General features: G+C 57.7%; 7 protein-coding genes and 2 pseudogenes. 7 read left to right on the forward strand and 2 right to left on the reverse strand.

What is annotated here, in order from left to right:
- Both J7396_RS21490 and J7396_RS21495 read right to left on the reverse strand, forming a co-directional pair.
- Positions 1–228 (reverse strand): annotated as a pseudogene (locus tag J7396_RS21490) (hypothetical protein); the annotation flags it as partial.
- A 49-nt stretch (positions 229–277) separates the two neighbouring features.
- Positions 278–595 carry a hypothetical protein gene (locus tag J7396_RS21495; protein WP_209262089.1) on the reverse strand — a complete coding sequence of 106 codons (318 nt, stop codon included), beginning with the start codon at positions 593–595 and terminating at the stop codon, positions 278–280.
- Positions 596–834: 239 nt separating this feature from the next.
- On the opposite strand from J7396_RS21495, the gene J7396_RS21500 reads away from it, so the two are divergent.
- The 7 genes and pseudogenes from J7396_RS21500 to J7396_RS21530 form a co-directional block, all read left to right on the forward strand.
- Entirely contained in the window at positions 835–1176 is a 342-nt protein-coding gene (locus J7396_RS21500; protein ID WP_016848995.1) for a helix-turn-helix transcriptional regulator, read from the forward strand.
- A 160-nt stretch (positions 1177–1336) separates the two neighbouring features.
- Positions 1337–3034, forward strand: coding sequence for a type IV secretory system conjugative DNA transfer family protein (locus J7396_RS21505; protein ID WP_139371469.1), 1698 nt, complete (start codon positions 1337–1339; stop codon positions 3032–3034).
- Positions 3035–3300: 266 nt separating this feature from the next.
- A pseudogene (locus J7396_RS22820) lies at positions 3301–3504 on the forward strand (hypothetical protein); the annotation flags it as partial.
- Positions 3505–4039: 535 nt separating this feature from the next.
- Positions 4040–4405: a hypothetical protein gene (locus J7396_RS21515; protein WP_244669805.1), complete on the forward strand. Its 366-nt coding sequence runs from the start codon at positions 4040–4042 to the stop codon at positions 4403–4405.
- Positions 4398–8201 (forward strand): zeta toxin family protein, encoded by a 3804-nt coding sequence (locus tag J7396_RS21520; protein WP_244669806.1) that lies wholly within the window; start codon positions 4398–4400, stop codon positions 8199–8201. The genes J7396_RS21515 and J7396_RS21520 overlap by 8 nt, the downstream gene beginning before the upstream one ends.
- A 235-nt stretch (positions 8202–8436) precedes the next feature.
- Complete coding sequence (locus J7396_RS21525) at positions 8437–9735, forward strand: HlyD family efflux transporter periplasmic adaptor subunit (RefSeq protein WP_014089913.1); 1299 nt, start codon at positions 8437–8439, stop codon at positions 9733–9735.
- Positions 9732–10590, forward strand: an 859-nt coding sequence (locus J7396_RS21530; RefSeq protein ID WP_244669808.1) for a cysteine peptidase family C39 domain-containing protein, incomplete at its 3' end; no start/stop codon positions are given. The genes J7396_RS21525 and J7396_RS21530, both read left to right, overlap by 4 nt.

The raw sequence follows: 10590 nt of genomic DNA on the forward strand, positions 1-10590 counted from the left end.
AACCCATGTCCAGAGCCGGTCCATCTTCACTGCCCTGCCGACACGAATCTTCAACCGCGACCGTTCAATCGAGATCGCCAAAGCTCCTTGTCGCCAAAAATACGAGCGATCAAACTCCCGCTCAAAGACCTCCCGCTGGTTGCGCAATCGGTCAGCACGATTGACGACGAAGGCGACCAGCACCGCTGTGCCCAGGACAAGCAAGATGAGAAACGTGCCAACGGTCATGTGAACTCCTGAGAACAGAATGGGACCATCGTTGATTGCAAACGGATGGCTACTGGACGCGACCGGTGATCTTCCAAGTGCCGCCCATCTTGGTGAACGAATAAACCCCGTCCATCTGATTGCCAAAGTCGCGACCCATGGCTCTGACCTTGGCCGTTACGTCACAGGTGTAGCTGGGCGCGCCTTCCGCCTTTTTGCACTGATTGCTCTGGAAATCTTCGATGCGCGCCTCTTCATTGCTGTTGTCTTGAACGAACAGCAGGAAGGCATGCTCCCGCTCAGACTGCGAGGGGCCACCGGAAGAGCAGCTGGCCAAACAGATTGACGTCAGGCCAACCAGGGCCAAGCAAAGCTTTGACATGTGCATCTCCAAAAGAGGGAAAGGGAAGGGTGCTAGAAATCCACCAGACCGGCAGGTTCGGGACGCTTGATTGGCCGACATGCTCAATGGCTGCACGCCTCCGCACACAGCCCAGGAATGACCGGTGTTGGTGCTTGGTAGTCGCAGTTGATTGGCGGGCGGAACCGTGTTACTGATAAAGTAACAGACAAGGCAAGTCGGAGACCTCATGCTCATTCATCACATTGCATGCTTGTGGTCACATTTTGGATCTGGACGACGCTCGTCTCATCTTCGCCAACCGCCTCCGTCACGCGCGCCAGAAGGCCGAGCTGACCCAGGAAGCTTTGGGGGTTGCCGCTGGACTGGCTCCTGAGGTGGCCAGGACGCGCATCAATCGCTACGAGAAGGGCGTGAACGAGTGCGATCTACGCACCGCCAAGCGCTTGGCCGACGCCCTCGGCATGCCACTGGCTGCCTTCTTCGCCGAGACCGATGAGGTCGCAGACGCCATCCAAGCGCTTGCCAAGCTCTCGGTCGAGGAGCAGCGAAAGGTCGTCGCCGAATTGCAGCTCAAAGCCCAGCGCAGCGGTGCGCCTAGCCCATAGTGCCAAGGTCCCGCTGATGTCTTGGCACGCTTCCCGTCAGACAATTCCTACACAGATGCCAATGCGCATCCGATCTAAGCGGGCGGTGTGATCCTGTAATCTTGCGAGCGGACGGTCGTTTTCAAACAAGCCAGGGATCAACGATGGAAGGCAGCACTTCATGACCGGCAAGATCAAGCTCAGTGTCGCCATCTCGCTCTTGCTTCTTGCCCTCACCGCAGGGGTCTACCTCTCCGGTCAGTTGATTTTGATGCTGTTGAAGGTGGCCGGTCCCCTCAGTGTCGGCACCTATTGGTCTTACGTCAAAGCGCTCGACCTTCCGCAGTTCGCTCCCTATGCCACCAAGATCAAGCTGGCTGGCGCCCTCGGCTTCGGCGTGCCGCTTGTGGCCTGGATCGCACTGCTGATCCCGCTGTTCAAGCCGAAGGCAGCCGCCTTGCATGGCGATGCGCGCTTTGCCTCGGGCAGTGATCTGGCCAAGAAGGACATGCTCAAACCGTCACCAACCGGCATCGTGGTTGGCAAGCACGGCGGCAAATTGGTGCGCTTGCCAGGCCAGCAGTTTGTGATCCTGGCCGCACCCACGCGTTCCGGCAAGGGCGTGGGCATCGTCATTCCCAATCTGCTCGACTACCAAGGCTCAGTGGTGGTTCTGGACATCAAGCAGGAAAATTTTGACCTGACCTCGGGTTGGCGCAAGAGCCAGGGTCAAGAGGTGTTCTTGTTCAACCCCTTCGCGGAAGACGGGCGCACGCATCGCTGGAATCCACTGAGCTACATCTCACCCGATCCCGCTTTTCGCGTGTCGGATCTGATGAGTATCGGGGCGATGCTCTACCCGGATGGCTCCGACGCCCAGAAGTTCTGGGTGAGCCATGCCCGCAATGCTTTCATGGCGTTTACGCTCTATTTGTTCGATAGCTTGGACGATCAGATCAAGCGCAAGCACCCGAAAGACACCTGGATGTTCCCAACCCTTGGGATGCTCTATCGCGTGTCGTCCGGCGATGGGAGCGACTTGAAAGGCTACCTCAAAAAGCTCTCGCAGCGCGACTTCCTGGGTCGCGACGCCAAGACGGCGTTCGACAATTTGCTCTCGCAAGCCGAAGAGACCTTCGCCTCGATCATGGGCACGTTCAAAGAGCCGCTCAACCAGTTCATCAATCCGATCCTGGATGCATCAACCAGCGACAACGACTTCCTGCTGACGGATGTGCGCAAGAAGAAGATGAGCATCTACATCGGCATCCAACCCAACAAGCTGGCTGAAAGCCGCTTGCTGATCAACCTGCTGTTTAGTCAGCTCATCAACCTCAACACCAAAGAGCTGCCGCAGAACAACGCAGCGCTCAAATACCAGTGCTTGCTGCTGATGGATGAATTTACGTCCATCGGCCGGGTCGACATCATTGCAAGCGCGGTGAGCTACATGGCCGGCTACAACATCCGTTTGCTGCCGATCATCCAGAGCATGGCGCAACTCGATGCCACCTATGGCAAGGATGTCTCGCGCACCATCATCACCAACCATGCCTTGCAAATCGTCTACGCACCACGCGAACAGCAAGACGCCAACGACTACTCGGACATGCTCGGCTACACCACGGTGCGCAAGAAGAACAAGTCGCACACCAGTGGCAAGCAAAGCAGCGTGTCCTACTCGGAGACCGAGCAGCGCCGCGCCTTGATGCTGCCGCAAGAGTTGAAGGCGATGGGCTTCGACAAGGAAGTCTTCCTCTATGAAGGCATCCCAAGCCCGGTGCTCTGCGAGAAGATCAAGTATTACGAAGATGCCTACTTCACCAAGCGCTTGTTGCCGAGGGTGAAGATTGAAGCCTTACAGATGGTCCCCGCATGAGTGATAGCACACCTTCCAATAAGCCTCTAAGTAGATCAAAGGCTGATGGAGCCCATGGTCAACAGCTGCTGCGTGATCTGGCAATCATCAATGCGCGCACCGTGCAGCAGTTAGGGCCACTGCAACCGGGTGCGTCCGTAGCAACGCCTAAGCGCAAGCCCAATCTTCCACGTCCAATGCAACGCCTAGATCAGGAGGCTGTCACGATCCAGAATAACGATTCTTCTCCTGGTTCGATGGGCAAGCGACCGCCAGTGCCACAAGGCTTGCGCGAAAGCTTCAAGGATTACCCCGATCACATTGCGCGGTTGGAAAGCGCACTCCAAGAGTCGGTCGATAAGCCATCGCCGATCACTCCGCCATTTGAGTTTGCGATCTGGGCACTAGAAGATTGTTTGGAAATGTTTATAGACGAGGCTCGTGAGCAAGAAAGGGTCGCTGAGAAGAGTGGGAATGCAGATGCAATCGCAAAGGCGAAAGAGAAAACTCTCCTGATGCTGCATAGTTGCTCTCCTGGTGCTTGGAGGGATCGAAGTCTAATGGACTATTTTGGCTTCCCAAGTTCGAAGTATCCCAATGGTCAAAGCCAGCGTATCGCGCAGGATGTTCAAATGACACAGGAAAATTCTCCGTCATTCGGATCGATTAGCGAATGCCCTCCTGTTCCAGAAGGGTTGCAGGAGATTTTTCAGGAATACCCTGAATATATGGATAGATTGAAATCGGCCCTCAAAGAGTCGGTGGGTAGTCTATCATCGGTAACTCCTCCTCTTGAACTCGCGATATGGAATCTAGAAGATTGCTTGGATTCCATTCTGGGTGAAGTCAATAGGGAGCTTAGGGAGGCTGAGGAGGACGGTGACCCGGTGAAATTGGAGGCGGCCAAGAAAAAGCGTAGGCAGCTTGGGCCTGCGGGGTTCAGTCACAACTGGAAAGGCAGCAACATGCTTGCCTACTTCGAAGAGCGCACGCCTGCGGCAACCTTTCCTGGGAGGAAATTCCGACATGTTCAAGCGGGATAATGCGTCGAATGAAAAAAAACTACTTCCGCCTCCCGTGCCGCAGAGCTTGCGTGAACTACTCGCAGACTACCCCGAGCTGATCCAAAGTCTTCAGGAAGTTCTCGATGCGTACATCAAGAAGCCTTACATTTTAATGCCACTTGAAGGCGCCATTTGGGCTCTTGAAGGAAGGATCGGATCCTTCATGTCCGAAGCCCGCGAGGAAGTCGAAGCCGCCTATGCCAGTGGCGATCCTGCGGCGATTGAGAAGGCAGAGAAGAAGGACTTTGCTGTTGGATGCAGTCGTTTGAACATGGGTCCAATGGCTGACTTAGCCTCTTACTTTGATGGCGCGCAAGGTCATGAGTGATTACGCGCTTACCCATGATGAGCATGGGAAGATTCTCAATGAAAAAATATTTCCAAGAAGTGGCTTGTTCCAGAAAACGTCCTTCGATCATCCCAATGCCATCATCCTGGCAGGCCAACCAGGTGCAGGTAAGGGAGGGCTTGCCAAAGTAGCTCAGCTTGAACTCAGTGGGGATGTCGTAAAAATCGATCCAGACGAATTACGCGACTTTCATCCCCAAGTAAAAGCTCTCCGCAATGCCCACCCCTACACCTGGTCCGGCTACACCCATCCCGATGCCAGTCAGTGGGCTGATGAGCTGTTGCAGGCCACCATCGAAGGCAGGAAGAACCTGATCTTCGACACCACGCTCAGTAATGGCCAGTGGAGTTCGGAACTGATCAAGGATCTGCAATCGCGCGGCTACGATGTCGAGGTGCGTGCAATGGCCGCGCACAAGCTGGAAAGCGAGCATGGCGTCGACGCAAGATTTGCTCAACAACTGGATCTGGAAGGTCACGGCCGCTACGTTCCCGAAGGCGCACGCGAGGCCATCTACACCAAGCTGCCGATCAGCCTGGACACCGTACATGAGCAAACCAGCGCGCCGATCCGTATTTTCAACCGCCAGGGTGCTGAGGTTTACGATAGCCGCACTGATGCACGTCCACCGGGACAGGCATTGGAACAGGCGCGCAACGCGTGGTTCAAAGATCCTGTCGCGACACAGCAGCTCCGCGAGAGTTGGCAACAACAGGCCGAGTGGCACCGTGATCTGCCGGAACATGTGCAAGAAATCCCCAGATCCGATCCTGCTCTCCAAGCGAAGTTGCTCGCTGAGCACTCCGAGCTGCACGTCAGTGACGGCGTGAACAGCCGGCTTGAAGGCATTGCCACCATCGACGAACTCGTGCGACCAGGGGCTCCACCTGCACGCGTGCCTGTGCCGGAACCTGAAATCCCAGGCTTGCGTCGCGCCGGCATGACAGCAGGGCTTGCGGGTTTGGGTGTTGCCGCTACCGCCTACGATGCGTCGAAAGCCGGAGAGCGTGTTGGCACGCTGTTGGCACAAGACAACCTCACCGCTGCACGCTCAGAAGCGTTGCACTTTGCTGCCCGAGGCGCGGGCGGCTGGGCGGGAGGCGCCGCTGCCGCTGCCGTTGTCGGCACAACCGGTGCAGGCCCTGTCGCGTTGGTAGTTGCCGATGGTTATCTGTTCAGTGCCGCTGCCGACAAGGCCGCGACGCTGTGGGACAACCGTCAGATCTATACACAGACCGACAAGCAGGGCGTGAGCTGGGAGTTCAACGGCAGCCAGTGGCTTCGCCAAGAAAAAGCCGACCTGCAAGACGATGGCGTGGATACGCCACAGAAGCAGGGCATGTTCGCACTGCCCGAAAAAGCGCGCGAGCTGAACTATCACGCCAGTGGCGAAGCGACCGAGCAGGCACTGGGCAAGGTGCAACCCAGTAACCCCTATGTGCAGCCATCCAGTGAGGCAGATGCTGCGCATCTTTACGCACGGGATTGGCGGCATGATTCGGCAAGTGGCCAGTGGTCTCGGATGGTCGCCGATGAAGTCGATCGGAACGATCGGCCCATCTGGACGGTGGATCCAGCAGGTCCTGAGCGCAGTGTCGCGTTGGACCAGCAGGCAGCCCAGGTGGTTGACGCCAACATCGCCCGAGGTCCGGCTGCAATTGCAGCAACCTATCAAGCTGCGTATCAGCGCAATGGTTGGGAGGACTTCGGCCCTGTGCCAGCGGCTGTGCAAACAGCCTTGAACCCGGACTCGTTGCAAGCCTCGGACGGCAAGCAGTATCAGCGCGATACGCAAGGCCAGTGGCGCCATGACGGCGTTGCTGCCGAAGGCAATGTCCCGTTGGAACTCAACGCAACGCGCGAACGCTTGCAACCGGCATTGGAGCAGCACGCGCAGGCATTGGCACAGATGCCCGCGCGGCAAACGCTAACGCCACAGCAGCAAGACCAGGCAAATACCGAAGCGACCTATGCCGCCTATGGCGTTGCGCCCAATGCCCAGACTGCAGGCGCGATCCAGCTGGCGGTGCAACGGACACGTGAGGCGAACGGAATCGATGCAGCGACCAGCTCTTTGGCATTGGAGCGTGATGCGACCGGCCAATATTCGGTGGACAGCCCCATCCAGCATCTTAGCCGTGACGCCGATGGTGCGGTGCGTGTTGCAGCAACGACCAGCACTGAGGAGATCCATCAGGCACTCAGCGAGGTGCAGTCACTCCGGCAGGAGCAGCCGCCTTCGGCCGGTGCACCAGACCTGCGCGTTGATGCGCAATCGCCACAAGAACGCGATGCTTACGAGCAAGCGTTGCGCGAGGCCAATCGGCAAGGTGTGTCCACGCAAGAAGCGCAACAGGTCGCAAGCTTTGCGGCGACAGCTGTTACCGCCCCGCATGTGGACGAAACCCGAGCACCTCAGGCAGCCATTGATGCGCAGCGGAATAGAGATGTTGCACGCGCTGCTGAGCAGCCTGCTGTAGCAGAGGCCGGCACACCTGCTCCGGTCGTGATGCCTGTCCCCGTCAACGCCCAAACGCGGGAAGAGCCGTCCCAGGCTGCCAAGCCCGCCGAACCGAAGCCCGAACCTGTCCCGCAACGCGAACCCCAAGAAACCCAGGCACCTGAGGTTGCCGCACCCCCGACAGCCGGCGCAGTCCAGCCTAAGGCGGAGGCATGGGTTCCAACGACGGCAAGCGTGTCTGCGCCGGGCGTTGGATCGGCATCATCCGCTTCGACCTCTGCCGATCAAGCGGCTACTCAGGCCGCTGTGCCGACGCCGCCGGCATCAAGTGAGGTGGAAGGGCTGCGCCTAGGCGACCGGGGGCAAGAAGTCGAGTTTTTGCAATATCGCTTGCAGCAGGGTGATGCCCGGGGTCCAAACGGTCAGGCCGTGCCGCAAGATGGGCACTACGGTCCAGAGACCGAACATGCCGTAAGGCAGTTCCAGCAAGACCAAGGGTTGCCGGCAACGGGCGTTGCCGGCCAAGACCTGGATGAAGCGTTGTCCCAGGCACAACACACGCGCCGAGAAGCATTGAAGCCCATAGAGCCATCATCGGCCAATGCAGCGATGGAGCAGGGCAGCGAGCAGCAAGCCCGAGTAGGCATGCCACAGAACGATGCGCCATCGGCTGTTCCAGTGCAGGCAGAGCAGCAAGAGGCGATGCAGGCCTCGTCGCCGGCAATTCCAACGCAAAGCGAAGTGCCGGCACAGATCGTATTGCCGAAGCGCCAACCCGCTGCCTATGCGTCGTCGCCAGGTTTTGGTGGGACAACTGCCCGCTCTAACGCACACGAACACGATGAGGATCGGGTTGAGCAAGCAAGGCCCCTCCAAGATGCCGCTCAGCAGGCGTTTCCCTCTGATCATCGGGATTACGCGTTGTTCTCTGCCATCCAGGCGCAGCTCCCCAAGGGCACATCCGATGAGAAGACGGCCGAGGTATTGCATGCCGTCAAAGAGTCAGGGATCGAACATGCGGCTGAACTCCGCAAAGTGATCATCCAAGATGATGTCGCCTTTGTCTTTGGCAAAACGCCGGGCTTTCACTCGGAAACCTCGCTCAACACGCCATCGCCTGGCATCAATGAAACCTTGCAGAAGACAGAGGCAATGGATCAGGAACGGGCGCAGGAGATGGTGCAATTCCAGCGCGAGCGCGAAGAAATCGACAAGAACCCAACAGGCCCCGTCATGACGCTTGCTGGCCACTCTCAGCAGCAGGCGATGTCTGGCGGCGATGGGGGCAGTGGTGGTGATGGGAGCGGTGGCTGACGCATTGAGCGTAGGATTCATGCTTCGACCCAGCAATGTGTGGCTGCGCTTTGCGCAACGCACCTTCGCTTGACGCAAGCCTTGGTTGCTGAAAAAGCAATAGCGTGGGGCCTGCGAACTTAGGTTTGGCGCCAATGCCAACGCCAGATCAACAAAATGCAAATGTAATTTTAATGTCTGCGCGGGTAGCCTCAACTCACGCAAGTTGTGCAGTAGATCTCGAAGTGTAGGTGCTATGGATAGCGAGTCAGGTCAGACGGATGACGCAGAACAACCGCTCTTTCGCAAGCGGAAGGGGCCGGAGACAACTTCCACACTCGGCGACCTAAAAGATGCGTTTCCCTCGTCCATCCGGATCTGGATTGGCTGTGGCTGTGTGCTTTTCCTCTTGCTGGCCACGTTTGTTCTGACCGCGTCCTACTCCAAGCGGGAGCACGTGTCGGGCCAGATCATTTCGACACATGGGCGAGTGGATATCCGCAGTGGAACGCCTGGCCTCATCCTGTCGACGACATTGAAGCCCAATGCCTTGGTCAAGAAGGGCCAAGTGCTTGCGGAGCTGTCAGCCGACATCACCGACGAAGCGGGTCGCTCTTTGTCCGATGAGACGATCAAGCGTGCGCTCACCCGATCAGAAGAGCTGACCAAGGAGCAATTGCAGACGCATGACTTTTCTGGCCAGCGCGAGCGGGAACTGACGCGTCAAGTCGAAGAAACGACCGGCGCGATGCAGGAAGTCGCTCGCAAGATCTCAATCTTGGAAAAGAAATACGCCAAGAACAAAGAACTTTTGAAGACCATTGAGCCGCTGCTTGCTGAGAAGTATGTGTCCAAATACACCTACCTCACCTACGAAAATGCTCTCTTGGATGCAGAGGCGGAGATCCAGGATGCCCGCGCGCAGCAGTCCACACTTCGTAATCAGCGTGCCGCATTGCTGGGTGAAATCACCGAGATAAAGACAGCCGCCAGCAGACAAGCGAGTGAGATCGAGCGTGAGAAGTCCACGATCGAAGATCAAGTGGCCAGAGCCAAGTCCGATCGGCTGCAAACCATCACTTCACCCTTGAGCGGCACTGTTGCAGCAATCTATGCATCCCAAGGTCAGCGCATTGGCACCGACTCGATCATCGCGTCCATCACCCCAAGCGAGTCGGTGTTCGAAGCCGAAATCCTCATTCCTTCCAGGGCCATCGGACATGTGAATGTCGGCACCGAGGTGCTGCTCAACATCGCCGCATTCCCGAAAGCAAAATATGGCGCCATCCAGGGGCGCATCGCATCGCTGTCAACGCAAACGAGTCCCCTCGGTGAGTTGGAGCGCCGCTATGGTCGCCAGTCGCCCACTGAGCCGGTTTACACCGCCAAAGTCGCCTTGCCTTCCCAGACCATTGGAGTTGCCCAAGAAGCGAAGCCCTTCCTGCCGGGGATGGAAGTGGACGCGGAACTGATCTTGGAGGGCCGCAAGATCTGGGAGTGGATGTTTGACCCCTTCCAAACCATGGGATCGCGCTTAACGGGTGAAAAGCGATGAAGGACGTCTTGACACCATCCGCCGATGGCGATGCCGAGCCGGATCGCTCTGCTGAACCAAGCCTGGTGTTCTCCTCGAAGCGCCGTGTGCCGCATATCCGTCAGACGGAGTCGAGTGAGTGCGGCCTGGCCTGCATTGCGATGCTGCTCTCCTACTACGGCCATGAAACGAGTCTTGGGGAGCTTCGCAACCGCTTTACGGTGTCAACCAGTGGGGCAACGCTCGCCTCGCTGATTGAAATCGCTGATGCCAACGGGCTCACGACGCGTCCGCTTCGCTTGGAGCTTTACGAACTGCCCAAGCTGTCGTTGCCTTGCATGGTCCACCTACACCACGGGCACTTTGTCGTGCTGACGGCTGTGAGGGGAGGGCACGTGCACATCAGCGATCCCGCAGCGGGCGTCAAAAAAATCAAGCTCGATGAGTTCGATGAGCTTTTTAGCGGCATTGCGTTGGAGGCGCATCCGGGTCCGGCCTTCAAGAAGATCAAGAGCGTGCCATCAGTGTCGCTTCGCGATCTGGCAGGCTCGCTTCGGTCCCTGGTGCCCGCGTTCTGGGGGGTGGGCATCTTGGCGCTCTTCTTGGAAGGCTGTGCGCTGATTGCGCCGCAATATCTAAGACTGACCATGGATCAGGTGCTCAGCGTCAAGGACGATGGTCTGGTCACCACATTGGCGATCGGCTTTTCGATCGTGCTCTTGGTCCAACTCGTCTTGACCGTTGCCAGGAAGTGGACCTTGCTGTGGATCTCTTCGACCACTAGCTTACGGTGGAGCAGCAACTTGTTCCGCCACCTCGTGTCGCTATCCCAGTCGTATTTCGTAAAGCGGCACACCGGGGATATTTCAAGTCGCT

Source organism: Xanthomonas sp. A1809 (assembly GCF_017746015.1).
Lineage (GTDB): Bacteria > Pseudomonadota > Gammaproteobacteria > Xanthomonadales > Xanthomonadaceae > Xanthomonas > Xanthomonas euvesicatoria.